Origin of the sequence: Skermanella rosea (assembly GCF_016806835.2) — a bacterium.
GTDB classification, from domain to species: Bacteria; Pseudomonadota; Alphaproteobacteria; order Azospirillales; family Azospirillaceae; genus Skermanella; species Skermanella rosea.
Genome location: NZ_CP086112.1, coordinates 99483 through 116633, shown reverse-complemented (window position 1 = coordinate 116633; position 17151 = coordinate 99483). Strand labels below are relative to the sequence as shown.

The 17151-nt window shown below is 67.2% G+C and carries 19 protein-coding genes; 5 read left to right on the top strand and 14 right to left on the bottom strand.

Going from position 1 to position 17151, the window contains the following annotated elements; genetic code table 11:
- The first annotated feature begins 267 nt into the window (after positions 1–267).
- Complete coding sequence (locus JL101_RS29130) at positions 268–501, top strand: hypothetical protein (protein WP_202683259.1); 234 nt, start codon at positions 268–270, stop codon at positions 499–501.
- Positions 502–665: 164 nt separating this feature from the next.
- On the opposite strand, the gene JL101_RS29125 is transcribed toward JL101_RS29130, so the two are convergent.
- The 4 genes from JL101_RS29125 to JL101_RS29110 form a co-directional block, all read right to left on the bottom strand.
- Positions 666–1109, bottom strand: coding sequence for a DUF29 domain-containing protein (locus JL101_RS29125; RefSeq protein WP_203103036.1), 444 nt, complete (start codon positions 1107–1109; stop codon positions 666–668).
- Between the two features lie 139 nt (positions 1110–1248).
- On the bottom strand, positions 1249–1632 hold the full coding sequence (locus JL101_RS29120; protein WP_203103034.1) for a type II toxin-antitoxin system VapC family toxin: 384 nt from the start codon (positions 1630–1632) through the stop codon (positions 1249–1251).
- Complete coding sequence (locus JL101_RS29115) at positions 1629–1862, bottom strand: type II toxin-antitoxin system Phd/YefM family antitoxin (protein ID WP_203103032.1); 234 nt, start codon at positions 1860–1862, stop codon at positions 1629–1631. The genes JL101_RS29120 and JL101_RS29115 overlap by 4 nt, the downstream gene beginning before the upstream one ends.
- A 261-nt stretch (positions 1863–2123) precedes the next feature.
- Entirely contained in the window at positions 2124–2987 is an 864-nt protein-coding gene (locus tag JL101_RS29110) for a LysR family transcriptional regulator (RefSeq protein ID WP_203103031.1), read from the bottom strand.
- Between the two features lie 156 nt (positions 2988–3143).
- Here JL101_RS29110 and JL101_RS29105 point away from each other — a divergent pair, with 156 nt between their 5' ends.
- Positions 3144–4046, top strand: a complete 903-nt coding sequence (locus JL101_RS29105; RefSeq protein WP_203103029.1) for a DMT family transporter — start codon at positions 3144–3146, stop codon at positions 4044–4046.
- Between the two features lie 226 nt (positions 4047–4272).
- Positions 4273–4932, top strand: a complete 660-nt coding sequence (locus JL101_RS29100; RefSeq protein WP_203103027.1) for a terminase small subunit — start codon at positions 4273–4275, stop codon at positions 4930–4932.
- Between the two features lie 39 nt (positions 4933–4971).
- Here JL101_RS29100 and JL101_RS29095 read toward each other — a convergent pair whose 3' ends face one another.
- The 6 genes from JL101_RS29095 to JL101_RS29070 all read right to left on the bottom strand — a co-directional run bounded on the left by JL101_RS29095 (position 4972) and on the right by JL101_RS29070 (position 10846).
- Positions 4972–5538: an SIS domain-containing protein gene (locus JL101_RS29095; RefSeq protein ID WP_203103025.1), complete on the bottom strand. Its 567-nt coding sequence runs from the start codon at positions 5536–5538 to the stop codon at positions 4972–4974.
- Positions 5539–5563: 25 nt separating this feature from the next.
- Positions 5564–6541, bottom strand: coding sequence for a sugar-binding transcriptional regulator (locus JL101_RS29090; protein WP_203103023.1), 978 nt, complete (start codon positions 6539–6541; stop codon positions 5564–5566).
- A 36-nt stretch (positions 6542–6577) separates the two neighbouring features.
- Positions 6578–7447 carry a carbohydrate ABC transporter permease gene (locus tag JL101_RS29085; protein ID WP_203103021.1) on the bottom strand — a complete coding sequence of 290 codons (870 nt, stop codon included), beginning with the start codon at positions 7445–7447 and terminating at the stop codon, positions 6578–6580.
- Between the two features lie 3 nt (positions 7448–7450).
- A complete protein-coding gene (locus JL101_RS29080) occupies positions 7451–8359 on the bottom strand; it encodes a carbohydrate ABC transporter permease (RefSeq protein ID WP_203103020.1) in 909 nt (302 codons plus the stop codon).
- 69 nt (positions 8360–8428) lie between these two features.
- Complete coding sequence (locus JL101_RS29075) at positions 8429–9766, bottom strand: ABC transporter substrate-binding protein (RefSeq protein WP_203103019.1); 1338 nt, start codon at positions 9764–9766, stop codon at positions 8429–8431.
- A 48-nt stretch (positions 9767–9814) separates the two neighbouring features.
- A complete protein-coding gene (locus JL101_RS29070) occupies positions 9815–10846 on the bottom strand; it encodes a zinc-dependent alcohol dehydrogenase (protein WP_203103018.1) in 1032 nt (343 codons plus the stop codon).
- A 167-nt stretch (positions 10847–11013) separates the two neighbouring features.
- Between JL101_RS29070 and JL101_RS29065 the strand changes: the two genes are divergently transcribed.
- Positions 11014–12126: an ABC transporter ATP-binding protein gene (locus tag JL101_RS29065; protein WP_203103017.1), complete on the top strand. Its 1113-nt coding sequence runs from the start codon at positions 11014–11016 to the stop codon at positions 12124–12126.
- Between the two features lie 43 nt (positions 12127–12169).
- Positions 12170–13666, top strand: coding sequence for an FGGY-family carbohydrate kinase (locus JL101_RS29060; protein WP_203103016.1), 1497 nt, complete (start codon positions 12170–12172; stop codon positions 13664–13666).
- Here JL101_RS29060 and JL101_RS29055 read toward each other — a convergent pair.
- From JL101_RS29055 to JL101_RS29040, 4 genes are all read right to left on the bottom strand, one after another.
- The gene (locus JL101_RS29055) at positions 13633–14400 is read right to left on the bottom strand and encodes an HAD family hydrolase (protein WP_203103015.1); all 768 of its coding nucleotides are present in this window, start codon (positions 14398–14400) and stop codon (positions 13633–13635) included. The two genes, JL101_RS29060 and JL101_RS29055, sit on opposite strands and share 34 nt — an antisense overlap.
- Before the next feature lie 457 nt (positions 14401–14857).
- On the bottom strand, positions 14858–15130 hold the full coding sequence (locus tag JL101_RS29050; RefSeq protein WP_203103014.1) for a type II toxin-antitoxin system ParD family antitoxin: 273 nt from the start codon (positions 15128–15130) through the stop codon (positions 14858–14860).
- Positions 15131–15182: 52 nt separating this feature from the next.
- On the bottom strand, positions 15183–16166 hold the full coding sequence (locus tag JL101_RS29045; RefSeq protein ID WP_203103012.1) for an ABC transporter ATP-binding protein: 984 nt from the start codon (positions 16164–16166) through the stop codon (positions 15183–15185).
- Positions 16166–17149, bottom strand: a complete 984-nt coding sequence (locus JL101_RS29040) for an ABC transporter ATP-binding protein (protein ID WP_203103007.1) — start codon at positions 17147–17149, stop codon at positions 16166–16168. Before JL101_RS29040 ends, JL101_RS29045 begins: the two co-directional genes overlap by 1 nt.
- Between the last annotated feature and the right edge of the window lie 2 nt (positions 17150–17151).

Below are 17151 nucleotides of genomic sequence, written 5' to 3'. Positions count from 1 at the left end.
GGAGCGTCACTTCGTCGGATGCGCCCGACCGCCTGACCACCGCGTCCGTCGTCGCGGCTCCCGACCCGCTCGGGCCTGACCTGATCCCGCCCGGGATGGCTCGGTGTTGTCCCGCAACTCGCTCCTTTCAGCATGGCGCCCTGCCCGCCCCTGCGGCCGGATGCGCGGAGCGATCTCTCATGTCTGGAAAACCCATGCATTTCGAAAGCTCGGCGTTGCTCGAACGTCGTTCCCGCCCGATTGCCCCGGCCTGAACGGAGGCGATGAATGCGTACTCTCGGCAAGCTACTGGTTATCTGGGGCGCGCTGTTGCCGCTCCTGATCCTGCCCACCACCGCCGACAGGATCAGCCAGAAGGTCGCGGTCCTGAACCTCCGGCTCGATTACCAAGCCTACATGTTCGGCGAGGAGGTGGATTACGACTCCGTGATCGTCGCCGGGCTGATCATCGTCGGCATCGGGCTGTCCATCAACGCCATCGGTTGGGCCGGAAGGCGGTAGGAGATATTACCGTTTGATGGATTTCCCACCGGAGCGGGCCATGTCAGGGCGCGGTAAATGGGAGAATCGGCCAAGCCAACCCGTTGCTCGACGAAGTCTAGCCGGATGATTTCCTCGCGGACGCTCCTTGAATCCGCTCCAAAGGGCTGGAGTGACGACACGGCTCAAGGCCAGAATCCCGTATCGGCAATCTCGGTTAGGGTCCAGGGACAGGTGGCCGGCAGGATCGACATGGGCAGGCCATCATGCTGCGCCAAGCTGACACCGGCCAGCCGCCGGGCGCGATCATATACAGTCGGCAGGCGCACTCGCCCGACCAAGCCGGGATTGTCGTCGGCAAGAGCCTCGAATTCGAGGCGCTGGATCGTCACCGACTCCCGCCAGCCGTCGCGGGGATCGGATGCGGACGCATAGGCAAGCTTGAGCAGGTGCCCGAGGATCCGCATCAGGGCGCCTTCGATCGTCCGCAGTTCCCTCCGCCCCAAGCTCTCGATCTCTTCGGCGATGTGGTGTATGTCCGCCGCGTCGAGCCGTCCGGCGCGGAGCAGCGCCGCCTGCTGTTCGGTCCAGGCCGCGAAGTCGGTTTCGTAAAGCGTGCGGCTTGGCATGTGTCAGGTCTCCGAGGCGATGATCGCATGTTACGGCACGCTCACTCGATTACTGCCATGGAGCAAGCCCGGCAGCCGGGCGATTCCGATCAGGTCTATAGAGCCTTCGTCCGCGTGGGTGAACGCCAAACGCTGCGGATCACCACAGGCGTGTCACGATACCGTCAAAAACCGTGTCGGCCGACACAAGCGGCAAGTTGTAGTGCATTGCCGTGGCCGCCAGCAGCCGGTCGAACGGGTCGCGGTGGGGCCAGGGCATCATGCCGGCCGCGATGCAAATAGCCGGATCGAAGCCTGCTACCGACCCGCCCTGTTCGCCCAGCAGTGCCACCAATTGGCCCACGAAGGGCTCCATCTCCGGCCATTTGCCCAACCGAACCTTCTGACCGATTTCGAAGAACGTTATCGGGCTGACCAGCACCATGTCAGCCGCCTCGATGGCGGCAAGGGCCGGCTTCGTCAGGCGTCTGTCCCCGGCCAAGCTCCAGGCCCAGGCATGGGTATCGAGCAGGACCGCCGTCACTGGCCCCCTTCCCACGCATGGAGATCGCTCTCGTCCATCGGCTCAAAGAAGTCGGGGCCGGTGCCAAGCTTACCCTTGAGCAGACCGATCTTGAACACTCCTTGCGAGACCGGAACGAGCCGGACAACCGGCTTGCTGCCCTTTGCGATTACGATTTCCTCGCCGCTCAGTGCCGCCTCGATGAGCTTGGACAGATTGGTCTTGGCCGCGTGAATGGTAACCTGTTTCATTCCAGCCCTCCTGACATGAGGGACAATTTAGCCAGCCGGCTCTAGGTTAGTCAAGTTAGCTAGATTTGTTCTACTTCCATCATGCGCGGGCTTATCCACCCACGGCGGGAGACTGCCTATCGGCGGCCAGCGTCTTAACCGCCGCGGACAAGGTTTCCTGCCACTCGTTTGCTACCTGGGAGGGTGCGCGTCCCGCGCACCTTGGGCGGCGGGACGCCGCCCCTCCGCATACTTCAGCGCCTTGGTCCAACGGTGGTTTCCCTAAAGGCGAAAGTGGCGGATGATCGTCTGGGCGAGGAGATCCTGCGCCTTGCCGGAGGACCCTGCAGCCTGGGCGATGACCAGATCATAGGCGGGCAAGGCTGGTAGTCCTTCGTCCTGGCCGAGGATCCTCATGGCATCGGTGACACGGGCGCGGTCAAGGATGCCGACCGCGAAACCCCCCTCGATCGCCGCCTCGATGGCTGCCGACCCCGAACTCGTCACGACCGTCTGCCAGGATCGGCCGATCGCCGCCAGGGCATCGACCGCGGCACTCCGGTAAGGGCAGCCGGAGCCGTGCAGGGCGAGGGGCACCGGCATGTCCGCGGGGAGGGCGAATCCGAAACCCGCGACCCACACGGGTTGCGTCGTGCCGAAGGGCCGGCGGCCGGGTTCGCGTGGCTGGCCCGCGGGCTGCACGACAAGGGCGAGATCGAGGCTGCCGCACTCCAGCCGGTTCGCCAGCTCGCCGCTCGACCCCGTCTCCACTTCGAGCTCGACGCCGGGATGTTCCGCCGAGAAGAGGGGCAAGGCATCGCGCAGCAGCCTGCGGGTATATTCCTCGGAGACGCCGAACCGCACGCGCCCCGTCGCTGCGGATGTGTCGAAGCTCGCGACGATCCGGTCATGCGCCTGAAGGAAATCGTTGGTCTGGATCAGCAGGCTTCGTCCGGCGGGAGTCAGCGTCACGCCCTGGTTGTCGCGGTCGAACAGGCGCCGGCCGGAAAGCTCCTCAAGGCGGCGGACATGGGTGCTGACCGCCGAAGGGCTGCGGTTGAGATGCAGCGACGCCGCGCGGAACTGACCGAAGCGGGCGATGGCGTGGAAGGTGCGAAGAAGCTCGATATCGAGAGGCGGCGCCATGGTTCACGATTTCCGCATTACTGGTGCCGATAGTTTCGTTTGATTGCACGCCCTTCCGGCTCGATTGTCAAGCCCATCGACGGAAGGAGTACGGTCATGGACACGGTGATGGAAAAGGCGGCCGCATGCGGGACCGCGAAGCGCAGGAGAGGCGGAGTGGGTCGCGCCGCTCCCTCGGCACTCATGCTCTTCGCGCTTCAGGCGGCCATGGTCGTGGCCTGGAGCGCGGGTTTCATCGGCTACCGCTATGCGGCCGAGCATGCGCCGGCGTTCCTGATCTCGTTCTGGCGTTTCGCGCTGGCGGCCCCGCTCCTGCTGCCCTTCGCCTTGCCGGCTCTCCGCGCGGCACCGTTGGCGGCAATGGGGCGTCAGGCGCTGATCGGCGTCTTCGCCATCTGCGGCTATCTGGCGCCGATCGCGAAGTCGATCGAGTACGGAGTTCCGGCGGGTCTGGCCGCCTTGGCCGCCGACCTCCTGCCCCTGGCGGTCGCGGGAGTGTCGGTGATCCTGCCCGGGCGGCGGATGGGCGGGCTGCGATGGTTCGGCGTCGGCATCGGCGCTCTCGGCGCCGTGCTCGTGGCGGGCGAAAGCTTCCGGTTGGGCTCCGCCCCGGTTTGGGCTTACGGCTTGCCGATAGTCGGCATGCTGTCCCTGGCCGTCGCGACGCTGATCCAGGAGAAGACCGGCGGTACCGACCTGTCACTGCCGATCATGGCGACACTCTTCATCCAGGTCTGCGTCAGCGTGCCTGTCTTCGGTGTCCTGGCTCTGCTCGAAGGCGGCATCGCCCCCGTGATGAGTCCGGAATTCGGATTGAGCCTCCTGTGGCTCGTGCTGGTCCCGACGCTGGGGGGATATGGGCTGTACTGGATGTGCCTCCGCCTCGGTTCGGCCGAAAGTGCCAGCGGCGCCCTGTATCTCAGCCCGCCCGTGACGATGATCTGGGCTTATGCCGTCTTCGACGAGCCCCTGTCGATCATGATGGCCGTCGGCATGTGCCTCTCGCTGATCGGTCTGTTCTCCATCAACCGCGGGGTGAGCCGTGACGCCTCGAAGTAGACCGACCTTCCGGACCTGGGGCCGACGCATCGCAAAACATGGAGCGGGAGAATCATTGCGGCATCTCACCCTTCGCAATCAGATAAGCGGCCACGAAATCGATATGGCCCAGCAAGGGCTCGGCCCGTCAACTGGTTCGCCACGGGAAGAAGGACGCATTGTTCTTTATTTGTTCTCATCCTTCCTGAAAAATCCCCGGCGCAACCTACCTCGAGGGGCCGCCGCCATGTCCGATGCAACTCCCGTGATCCGCCTCACCGCCCGGCACGAGGCTTTCTGCCAGGCCGTGGCCGCCAATGTCGGCGGGGCCGAAGCCGCGCGCCGGGCCGGCTATTCGCCCAAGGGCGCCAAGCAGCGCGGGGCGTACCTGATGGCCCGGCCGGAGATCCGCATCCGCGTCGATCAGCTCCGGGCGGCCCGTTCCGCCGGGATCGAGGTCGAGTTGAAGGAAGCGGCAGAGACGGTCAAGGCGATCATCGCCGACGCGATGGAGAAGAAGCATTGCGCCCTGGCGCTGCGCGCCGTCGAGCTGCGCCTGAAGCTGTGCGGCATCATGCTGGACAAGCGCATCCCCCACCACTTCACGGCCGCCCCGCACCCCGATGCCGACCTGGAGACGCACGACCCCGACCCGGCCGAGGAGAACGACGGCCACCTCGCCGGCGCCGCCGTCGAAATAGTGACCTCGGATAATGACCCGGCGCCGCAATCGACGACAGCCGGCAGGCCGGCGGCGGCGGCGGCGCCGAAGCCTGCATCCACCACCCCGCGCCGGGCGCCCGCCTTGATGACCTCGACCTCGCTGACCTCGACCCCGCTGACCCAGCCGCTTCCGGCAAACGCCCTGCCCGTCTTCAAGGCGGGCGCGCTGGCCGCGGTGCGCTGACCCGGCCCGGCTATCTCCGCCCCGCCTTTACCAATCCCGTCATTCCAGGTTGGTGTGCCGCGCGCGCATGTCCTCCGCGCCGATGCCCAGCCTTTGGCGCAGCAGCAGGACCAGCACCTCGAAGAAGACGTATTGCGCGCCCTCGAAGGCGCTTCCCATGGACAGCACCGCGCTGGCCGCGGGGCCGGAATCGTTCGCCATGGTCTGGGCCGGCAGGCACATCACCAGGTCGGCGGCGCGCGCCGCACCGCCGCCCGGCTGGGCGGTGACGACGGCGACCCGGGCGCCCGCGGCCTTCGCCACGCCCATCAGGGCGTTGACCGTCGCGAACTCCCCCGGTCCGGCGCTGACCACCACCAGGTCGCCGGGGCCGACCGCCGGCGTCGTCATGTCGCCGACGGGATGGGCGTCCAGGCCCATGTGGAACAGGCGCATGGTCAGCGCCCGCATCATCAGCCCTTCCCGGCCGACGCCGTGAAGGACGACCCGCCGGGCGGCGGCGATCGCCTCGACCAGTGCCGCCACGGCCGTTTCGTCGATCGTCCGGAAGGTCGCGGCGATCTCGGCGCAGGCTTGGGATGCCAGTGCTGCAACGCTCTCGGTCATGTCATTTCCTGGTTCGTTTCCGGGGTCATTTCCGGGGTTGGCGGCTGACCAGCCGTTCGGCGGTCGCCTCGTCGATCACGAGCTCGTGGACGAAGTTGCGCAGCAGGACGGCGCGGATGATGTCGGCCTTGTACGGTCCGCCGGACACCAGGACGACCTTCCTGACCCGCTTCAGGTCCTCCAGGTCCAGCGCGATCACCCGGCGGTTAAGCGGGTGGTCGACCTCCTCGCCGTCCTTGTTCAGGTAGTGGCCCAGCAGGTCGCCGACAGCACCCGCGGCCTTCAGGGTCTTGGCGTCCTCCGGGCTGACCAGCCCCAGCTCGATCATCAGCGACCGCTTGGTCAGGTCGCCGACGGTGACCAGGGCGATGTCGGCGTCGCGGGCCTTGCCCAGCACGTCCTGGACCGAGGCCTCGGCCAGGATCATGTCGCGGTACTCGTCCGAGCTCGCATAGACCGGGGCCGCCAAGTAATAATACGAGCCGCCGAACAGGCTGGCGAAGCTCGACGCGATCTCCGCCGTGTTGTTGGCCGAGCCGTAATGCAGGCCGCCCAGAAGCGACAGCACCGTCATGTTCGGCAGCGACCGGCCCCGCGTCTCGCGCACCGCCTGCCGCAGCGTCCGCCCCCAGCCGACCGCCAGGGTGCAGCCGTCGAACACCTGGTCGTGGATATAGGGCGCCACGCCGACGCCCAGGACGCGGAAGATGAAACGGTCGTCCTCCGGAGTCGGGACGACCGTCACCCGCGACAGGCCGTAGAGCTGTTCCAGCTCGTATTCCAGCTTGATGCAGGAGGCCAGCTTGGAATTGATCCGGATCTGGACGACGCCGGTCTCCCGGCTGGTCGCCAGGGCCTTGTTGACCCGCACCCGCGTGATGCCGAAGCGGTCGGCGATCTGCTGCTGGGTCATGTCGGTGATATAGTAATACCACGCGATGCGGATGTTCAGCTGCTCGTCCGAGCTGGTGGCCACATCGTCGTCCAGGCTCCTGGTCTGCACGGCTTTTCCTTCCCGCATCGTCGGACTGCAACAGTCCTATTTCACCGCTCCCATGGTCAATCCCTGGACGAGGTGCTTGGACACCATCAGGGCGAAGACGATGACCGGCAGGACGATCAGCGTGCCGGTCGCCATGATCTCGCCCCACGGCAGGTCGTAGCCGCTCATGAAGCTGGTCGCCGCCACCGGGGCCGTCCGCGCCGCGTTGCGCGTCAGGACCAGCGCGTAGAGCAGCTCGTTCCACGAGAAGATGAAGGAGAAGATCGCCGACACCGCGACGCCGGGCATGGCGAGCGGCAGGGCGATCCGCCAGAAGATCGTGAAGCGCGAGGCGCCGGCCAGCCGGGCCGCCTCGTCCAGGTCCTTCGGCACGCCGCGGAACTGGTCGGTGCAGATCCACACCACGATCGGCAGGTTGAAGGTCAGGTAGACCAGGATCAGCACGATATGGGTGTCGATCATGCCGAAGGTCCGGGCCATCAGGAAGATCGGCAGCGCCACGACGATCGGGCTGAGCATGCGGTTGGTGATGAACCAGAACCACAGCTCCCCCTTGGCCTTGAACTCGAACCGGGCCAGCGCATAGGCCGCCGGCGTGCCCAGCCCCACCGCCAGCACCGTCGTGGAGACCGCTATGATGATCGAGTTGATCAGGCTGGACAGGACGTCGCGGTTGAACAGCACCTCGAAATAATTGTCCAGCCGGGGCGTGAAGACCCAGATCGGCGGCGACGCCAGGGCCTCCGCCTGGGTCTTCAGGCTGGTCGCCACCATCCAGTAGAACGGGAACACGGCGAACAGGAAGATCGCGAGCAGCCCGACCAGGTGCCACGCGGTCACCAGCCGCTTCGGCTTGCTTCGCTGGGACGTCGCCGGGACGGCGCTGTCGGCGGTTGCCACGGCCATGGGTCAGATCTCCCGGTAGACGAACTTGATGTAGAGGCGGGCGAGGATGATGGTCAGGATCAGCAGCAGGATCGCCTGGGCCGAGGCCACCCCCTGGTCGAACACCCGGAAGCCCACGCGCTGGATATAGACGCTGACCAGCTCGGTCGCGGCCCCCGGACCGCCCCGCGTCATGGTGAAGACGGTGTCGAACATCTTCAGGATGTCGGCGGTCCGCAGGATCAGGATCACCGTGATGCTGGGCAGCAGGAACGGCAGCTGGACGTACCGGACGATCTGCCAGCGGCTGCGGGTCTCCAGCCTCGCCGCCTCCTCGATCTCGGTCGGGACCATGGTCAGGCCGGCCAGCAGCACAAGGGCGCAGAACGGCGTCCACTGCCAGATATCCATCAGCGCCACCGCGATGAAGGCATTGGTGGTGTCGCCCAGCCACTCGATCGGGCCGCTCCCGACCAGGGTCAGGATGGCGTTTGCGACGCCGAAATCGCGGTTGAAGATCAGCCTTCCGATCAGCCCGACCACGGCCGGCGCGGTCGCCAGCGGGATCACCAGGCTCAGCCGCGCCAGCAGCTTGAAGCCGGACAGCCCCGGCTTGTGAAGCAGCAGGGCGATCGCCAGGCCCAGCGCGATCTGGATCGGCACGACGGTGACGAGGAAGGTGAAGGTCCGCCCCAGCGCGCCCCAGAAGGACGGGTCGTAGAAGACCGTCAGGTAGTTGTCGAACCCGACGAAGGGTGTTGCGTCGCGGGGGCGGGCAAGGTTGTAGCGCCGGAACGAGTTGACCAGCGCGAACACCGTCGGGAAGATCCCGATCAGCGCCAGCGCCACCACCGCCGGGGCCAGGAAGGCGAAGGCCGCCCGCCCGTTGTTCCAGAGCGTGGGAAACACGGCTGGCTTGGTTCCGCTGGGCATGGACGCGGATCTCCCCTGGTGCTGAATGGGCTAGATGATGGAGGGGCGGCGTCCCGCCGCCCCCCGCCCTTACTTCCGAAGCGGCTTGCTGCCGTCATAGTAGCCGGCCTGGCCCAGGATCTCCTCGACCCGGGTACCGATCGACCGGGCGCCTTCCTCGACGCTGACATTGCCCAGCATCATCCGGGTGCCCCACTCGGCGACCACCTCGGAGATTTCCGGCCACTCGGCGAAGCGGGGGCGGAAGTCGGGAACCCCATCGTCCCAGGACGTCACCATCGGCTGGACGAAGGGATAGCGCTTCTGGATGTCGGCATCCTTGTAGACCGAGGTGCGTCCGCTGACGCCGCCGGCCTCCACGTAGGGCTTCGCCATCTCCTCGGACGTGACCCACTGGATGAACAGCCAGGCGGCCGCCTTCTTGTCGTCCGACGACTGCGCGTTGACGCCCAGCGAGAAGCCGCCCAGCGCCGGCTTCAGGCCGGCCGGGCCGGCGGGCTCGGTGGCGACCGCCAGGCAGTCGGTGATCCGCGACTTGGTCGGGTCGGCCAGTGTGCTGTAGAAGGCCGACCATTCCGTGATCATCGCGACGTTGCCCTGGGCCAGGGCGTTGACCGCCTCGGCGTGGTCATAGTCGACGATGCCCGGCGGCATGATCTTCATCAGGTCCTGGCGGAACTTCAGGCCGGCCTGCGACTCCGGGGAGTTCAGGTTCGACTTGAACTTGTCGTCCAGCAGCGAGCCGCCGAACGGCCACAGCACGCGCATGAAGCTGTCGGCCGACTGGGTCTCGCCCCGGCGCGACTGGAGCGCGAAGGCGTATTTCCGGTTCGCCTGGTCGGTCAGCTTGGGACCGTAGACGTTCAGCAGCTCGTCCCAGGTCGCCGGCGGCTTGTCGAAGCCGGCCTCCTGGAGCATGCACCTGTTGTAGTAGAGCAGGCCCGAGTAATTGTCGAACGGCAGGCCGTAGACCTCGTCGCCCCAGGTGCCGAAGGACTCCAGCAGGATCGGGAAGAAGCCGTTCAGCTTCAGGTTCGGGTCCGCCAGGTCCTCGTCGTCGGTGAAGGTCTTGATCGGTTCCAGCCAGCCGTTGCCGGCGAACTCGCCGATCCAGACCACGTCGGTCAGGACCACGTCGATCTCGCCGCCCGCGGTGAAGTCGAGCACCTGCCGCTCGCGGCTGTTCTCGTAGGGAACGATCTCGTAATCGACCTTGATGCCGGTCTTCTTCTCGAACTCCGGCAGCAGCTTGATCGCGGCGGCGTAGCCGGGCCGGTCAAGGAAGATCGCCTTGATGCTGGTGCCCTTGTAGGGCTCCGCCGCCTGTTCCAGCGTCCAGGCCATGGCGCTGGTGGAAGATACGAGCGCCGCCGCGAAGGCGATGGCGCACGCAAGCTTTTTCCTCATCACGTTCCCTCCAGGATGTTTTTGATGGAATGTTGTTTGGTCTGCAGTTCAGGCCTGGTTCGGCAGGATGATGGTCTTCACCGCGCCGTCGTGGAACTCAGCCGGATAGCTGAAGGCGTCGTCGGCCTTATCGAGGGCGAAGCGATGGGTCACCATGGTATCCACGTCCACCCGGCCGTCGGCGACCAGCTTGATGGCGCGCTCGTAGACATGGCCCATGCGCCGCGACATCTTGATGTCCAGACCCTTGCGCCGCAGCAGCGACGCGCTGAGCGGGACGTACTGGTCGCCGTCGGGGATGCCGACCAGCACGATCCGGCCGCCGATGCGCGCGGACTCCGCCGCGATCTGGAAGCCCAGGGGCGAATTGGTAGCCTCCAGCACCAAATCGACGCCCCGGCCGCCGGTCCAGTCGGCGATGGCGGTATGGCTGTCGGCGACCTCGTCGGCGCCCAGCTTCTTCGCCAGGCTGGCGCGGTAGCCCACGGGGTCGATCGCGTAGACCTTGTCCTTGCACATCAACTTGGCGAGCTGGAGCAGGCACAGCCCGATCGGGCCGCTGCCGATGATCGCGACCGTCTCCAACACCCGCTTCATCTTGGCCAGGTCCATGGCGTGGATCGCGACGCCCAGCGGCTCCAGCATGACCGCCTGGATGTCGGTGAAATTGTCCGGCACCGGGAAGATCTGGCTGGGAGCGGCGGAGATCAGCTCGGTCATGGCGCCGTGGGTGGTCGGCGGCGCGCCCATGAACTCGACGTTCGGGCACAGGTTGACGTGGCCGCGCTCGCACCATTCGCAATGGCCGCACGGCTTCGCCGGATCGACCGCGACCAGCTGGCCGGCCTTCAGGCCCAGGTCTGGCCGGTCCTCGATCACGTGGGCGGCGAACTCGTGCCCCGGCACGAAGGGCTGGCTGATCCGGGCGGAGCCGATCGCCCCTTCCTTGTAGTAATGCAGGTCGCTGCCGCATACGCCGACGGCGCTGACGCTCAGGAGAACCTCGTTGGCCGCGGGCTGGGGGGTCGGCTTGTCGCCCACCCGGATATCCCGGATCCCGTGGATGTACGCGGCGCGCATGCTGGGTCTCCTCCTTGACTTTTGTAAGAATGAATTTACAAATATCGTATTGTGAGGAAACTAAGAGTGTCAAGCTTTTGTAATTCCGACAATACATTTATTCGGCTTAGCCAGGGTTGGGGACGAGCACCGGTGCGAGAACGAGAAACTTGGGGAGGGGAGAGCAAGTGACCGAGGTCAAGCTGAGCGGCGTCGAGAAGGCGTACGGGGATGTGAAGGTCCTGCACGACATCGATCTGGACATCGAGAACCGCGAGTTCGTGGTGTTCGTCGGGCCGTCGGGCTGCGGGAAGTCGACGCTGCTGCGGACCATCGCGGGGCTGGAGGACATCACCCGGGGGCGGATCTCCATCGGCGGCCGGGACGTGACATACCTGGAGCCGGCGGACCGCGGCGTCGCGATGGTGTTCCAGTCCTACGCGCTCTACCCGCACATGACGGTCTACGACAACATCGCCTTCGGCCTGAAGATGCAGAAGACGCCCAAGGCGGAGATCGAGGGCCGGGTGCGCAACGCCGCCCGCATCCTCCAGCTGGAGCCGCTGCTCGATCGCAAGCCCAAGGCCCTGTCCGGCGGCCAGCGCCAGCGCGTCGCGATCGGCCGCGCCATCGTCCACGAGCCCGACGTCTTCCTGTTCGACGAGCCGCTGTCCAACCTGGACGCCTCGCTCCGGGTGCAGATGCGGATCGAGATCGCCAAGCTGCACGCCGACCTCAAGGCGACCATGATCTACGTGACCCACGACCAGGTCGAGGCCATGACCCTGGCCGACAAGATCGTGGTTCTGAACAAGGGCCGGATCGAGCAGGTCGGCAGCCCGCTGGAGCTGTACCGCCACCCGGTCAACCGCTTCGTCGCCGGCTTCATCGGGTCGCCGCAGATGAACTTCCTGCCGGTCCAGGCGGCCGGCGTCGCGGCCGGCGGCGTGACCGTCACCCTGCCCGGCGGCGACCGGCTGACGGTGCCGGTCAGGCCCGACGGCGTCGCGCCGGGCGCCAGGCTCACCCTCGGCCTGCGGCCGGAGGACCTGTCCGACCAGGGCCAGGGGGAGGCCCGGATCGTCGGCCAGACCCTGGTGGTGGAGCATCTGGGCGGCGAGACCTTCGCCTATACCAGGACCGCGGAGGGCAGCGAGCTGATGGTCAAGGGCGACGGCAATTCCCCGGTGAAGGCGGGGGAACAGCTGAGCATCGGCGTCTCCGGCCGCTGCTGCCACCTGTTCGACGAGGCCGGCATGGCGCTGCCGCACCTGGTGCGGCACTCCGCGGTCGCGGCTTGAGGCTTCCCGTCTCCCCTTCCCTTTTCCCGAGATCAGGTGCGTGATGGCAGACATCTACGTGATCGGCATCGACGCAGGCACCGAGAGCATGCGGGCGGGCGTCTTCGACCTGGACGGCGGCTTGGTCGCCGAGGGCGTGACGCCGATCGAGACGCGGTTTCCCCAGGCCGGCTGGGCCGAGCAGAGCCCGGAGGACTGGTGGCGGGCGCTCGGCGCCTCGGTCCGCCAGGCGGTCGGCAAGGCCGGCATCCGCCCCGACCAGGTGGTCGGGCTGGCCGCCGACACGACCTGCTGCACCGTGGTGGCGATGGACGACCGGGGCCGGTCGCTCCGCCCCGCGATCATCTGGATGGACATGCGGGCCGCCCCCCAGGCCGCCCGCATCGCGGCGCTGGACGACCCGGCGCTGAAGGTGAACAATGCCGGCCGCGGCCCCGTCTCGGCCGAGTGGATGATCCCCAAGTCGCTCTGGATGGCGGAGAACCAGCCTGACCTGTTCGAGCAGGCCGACTATGTCTGCGACTGCCAGGACTACATCAATTTCCACCTGACCGGCCGCATGGTCGCCAACATCACCAGCGCGTCCACCCGCTGGCATTACGACAGCCGGACCGGCTACGCCGCCGGCCTGCTGTCCAAGCTCGGCCTGACCGCCCTGCTCGACCGCTGGCCGCGCGAGGTGCTGCCACTGGGCCAGGTGATCGGCGGCCTGACCCCCGCCGCCGCCGAGCATCTGGGACTTCCCGCCGGCCTTCCGGTCGCCCAGGGCGGATCGGACGCCTTCATCGGGATGATCGGACTGGGCGTGGTCCAGCCGAACCGGCTCGCCATGATCACCGGCTCGTCCCACAACCATCTGGGCTTCGTGGGCGAGGAGGTCCATGGCGCGGGGTTCTGGGGAACATATCCCGACGCGGTGATCCCCGGCCTGCACGCGATCGAGGGCGGCCAGACCTCGACCGGATCGGTGATCGCCTGGTTCAAGCGCCTGATCGATTCCGGCATCACCTACGAGCGTCTGAACGCCGAGGCGGCCGAGCTGCTGCCCGGCTCGGAGGGTCTGGTCGTGCTCGACCATTTCCAGGGCAACCGGACGCCCTACACGGACTCCGCCTCGCGCGGGGCGATCACCGGCCTGACCCTGCGCCACGGGCCGGCGCACATCTTCCGTGCCATGATGGAGAGCGTCGCCTTCGGCACCGAGCTGATCCTGGAGACCATGGGCGCCGCCGGCTTCAAGCCGGAGGACGTGGTGGTCTGCGGCGGGGCGACCAACTCGGACCTGTGGATCCAGATCCACGCCGACGTCTCCGGCCTGCCGCTCAAGCTGACCCGCATCGCCAACGCGCCCATGCTGGGCAGCGCCGTCCTGGCGGCGGTCGGCGCCGGCCATTACGACGACATCGGGACGGCCGCGGGCCGCATGGTCCAGGTGGTCCGGACGGTCGAGCCGGACATGAAGCGGTACGAGGCGTACCGGCCGGTCTACGACTCCTACAAGGCGCTCTACCCGGCGCTCAAGGTGGTGCTTCGGCCGTAGCGTCTCAGCATCTCGACGGTGACGCAGCGCTCCCCGGCGCCGATGCCGCCGAGGTGCAGGAACGGCGCGTCGGGCTCGCCCAGGTCCGACAGCACGCCCATGGCGTAGCGCAGGTCCTCGAACCGGGTATAGTCGCTGGTGGTGGCGAGGGTCGGGATGCCGGCGCGCCGCGCCGCCATGACGCCGTTGTAGGAATCCTCGATCGCGACGCAGGCCTGGCCCGGAAGCCCCAGCCGGTCGAGCGCCAGCAGGTAGACGTCCGGCGCCGGCTTCTTGGCTTCGACCATGTCGCCGGCGGCGATCACCTCGAACAGGCCCAGGGCGTCCGGCCCCAGCGCCTGCTTCAGCAGGATCTTCACGTTGGGCAGGCTGGTGGTGGTCGCGATGGCGAGCCGCAGGCCGGCGTCCGCCGCCTCCCGGATCAGCCGCGCCACGCCGGGACGGAGTGCTATGCCGTCCGCAGCGAGGTTCGAGACGTAGCGGTCCGTCTTGGCCCTGTGGATCTCGCCGACGATCGGCTCCACCCTGCCCGCCTCGGCCGGGCGGTGGCGGCTGACATAATCGCGGATGCGCTCCTTGCCGCCGGTCACCCTGAGCAGTTCGGCATAAAGCCGGCGGTCCCAGTGCCAGTCCAGGCCGAAACTGCCGAAGGTTTCGTTGAAGGCCCGGCGATGCTCCTCCTCGGTTTCCGCGAGGGTGCCGTCGACGTCGAAGATGATCGCCTGGAGGGTCATCGCCGTGCCTCTTCGATTATTGCCGCTGTCCGAGCCTTCAGTATGCAGTGCCCTCGCCCCGCCTTGAAGACGTTTCTCCCCCTCAGTCCCGCAACGATTCCACGACTTTCGGGTTGATCCGCCCGAAACACGGATCTATACTGGATGGAAGATGCGGGAGAAGCTTGGGCGCTACCGGGACCCGACGCGGATGGCGATCCAGACCGGCGTCGCGCAGCGATAGACGAAGGCGCATCGCTTCAGTATTGGAGCCAGTCCATGATCCTCTGCGTGTGATCTTCTCCTCCAAAGAAGACGGCAAGAATCCTGACTTCCGACCTGACCTCGTCGATCTCGAAGTAGAAGATGAACTTTTCTTTGGTCACGGTGCGCAGGCCCGGCCATATTCCGGAATGATTTTAAGAGGAAGCTTTCAATCAGCGCCAAGTCGCGGACGACGCCCCTGGCCGGACGGACGTCATAAATTCGCACGATCCTGTCTTCTGTTCTCCAGCATCGCGTCGATGTCCCGCTCGCTTTCCTCGAGAGAGACGAAGCCTTCCGAATGGCGCCGGTCGATCAGTGCCCGCAGGCCGGCGATTTTCGCATTGCGCGCCTCGTTGTCGCGCCTGAGCAGTTCGAGCCCCTGCTGAAGCACCGCGCTGAGACTGGAATACCGACCGGCGGTCACAAGGCTTCGGGCATATGCTTCCTGCTCATCCGTCAAGGAAATCGATGTCTTGACCGTCATGCCATAATCCTGAAAGCCGACGCCGTTACCCTTCACTGTGTACCACCCGGCATCAACCGTAAAGATGGCAGCTCACCAGATGCGGCCTGTCCGGGGTGCCGATGTTCCGCTCCGCCGGCTCGAGGGTGCGGCAATGGTCCATGGCGGCGGGGCAGCGGGGATGGAAGGGGCAGCCGGGCGGCGGTGATTCAGGGTTGGGCAGGTCGCCGGCCAGGATGGTGCGGGCACGACGGCGTTCCGGGTCGGGCTGCGGGATCGCCGACAGCAGCGCCCGGGTGTAGGGGTGGGCGGGGTCGGCGTAGAGCGTGTCCACGTCGGCCAGCTCGACGATCCGGCCCAGATACATCACCGCGACCCGGTCGCTGATGTAGCGGATCACCGCGAGGTCGTGGGAGATGAACAGGTAGGACAGGTTCATCTCCGCCCGTAGCGCCACCAGCAGGTTCAGCACCTGGGACTGGATCGACAGGTCCAGGGCGGAGACCGGCTCGTCCGCGACGACCAGTTTGGGCTTCAGCGCGATCGCCCGGGCGATGCCGATGCGCTGGCGTTGCCCGCCGGAGAACTCGTGCGGATAGCGGCGGGCGGCATCGGGAGGAAGCCCGACTTTCTCCAGCAGTTGGGCGACTTGGGCCCGCCGCTCGACCCGGCTGCCGATGCCGTGGATGTCCAGCGGCTCTCGGATGATGTCGCCGACGCTCATCCGGGGGTCGAGCGAGGCGTAGGGGTCCTGGAAGATGATCTGCATGTCGCGGCGCTTGGCGCGGAGCGCACGCGCCGGCAAGGCCCTGATGTCCTCGCCGTCGAACCGGATCGCGCCGGAGGTAGGCTCCACCAGCCGCAGGCACAGCCGCGCCAGGGTGGACTTGCCGCAGCCGGACTCGCCGACGATGCCGATCGTCTCGCCCCGCCGCTGGCGCAGGCTGACGCCGTTGACGGCGTGGATCACGCCGCCGCCCTTGATCGGGAAATGCTTGGTCAGGTTCTCGACCGTCAGCAGGTCGTCGGGCGCCGTCGTTTCGGGGGCCGAAGTCATCACGCGGGGTTCCAGCAGGCGAAGGCATGGCGGTCCGGGCCGCCGGCCAGCGGGGGCATCTCGGCCCGGCAGCGGTCCAGGACGTTGGGGCAGCGGTCGGCGAAGGGGCAACCCGGCGGGCGCTTGCCGGGGCTCGGCACCATGCCGGGGATGGTTGGCAGCACGCCGCGCCCGCCGTCGAGCCTGGGCATGGAGGCAAGCAGCCCCGCGGTGTAGGGGTGGCGCGGACGGGCGAACAGGGGTCGGACCGGCGCCGTCTCGACCACCCGGCCGGCATACATCACCACGACCTCGTCGCAGTATTCCGCGACCACGCCCAGATCGTGGGTGATCAGCAGGATCGCCATGCCCAGCCGCTCGCGCAGGCTTGAGAGCAGGTCCAGGATCTGCGCCTGGATCGTCACGTCGAGCGCGGTGGTCGGCTCGTCCGCCACCAGCAGGCGCGGCTCGCAGGCCAGCGCCATGGCGATCATGATGCGCTGGCGCAGGCCGCCGGATAGCTCGTGCGGGTACTGCGCGAGCCGCCGCTCCGGCGCCCCGATCCCGACGAGGCGGAGCAGTTCCAGGCAGCGCCGGTGCCGCTCCGCCCGGTCCAGCCCCGTGTGAAGGCGCAGCGCCTCGTCGATCTGCCAGCCGACCGTAAAGGTTGGGTTGAGGCTGGTCATGGGCTCCTGGAAGATCATGCCGATGCGGTTGCCCCGCATGTCGCGCATGGCGCCTTCGTCCAGGGACAGCAGGTCGATGCCGTCGAACCGCACGCTGCCCCGCTCCACCCGGCTCGGCGGAGAGGGCAGCAGGCGCAGGATCGACATGGCGGTGACGCTCTTGCCGCAGCCGGACTCGCCGACCAGCCCGACCACCGAGCCGGCGTTCAGGGTGAAGCCGACCCCGTCCAGCACGGTGGCGCGGGCATCGCCCCGGTCCCGCCCGCCGAAGCTGACGGTCAGGTCCCGCACCTCCAGCAGCGGCCTGGTTTCGGACATGG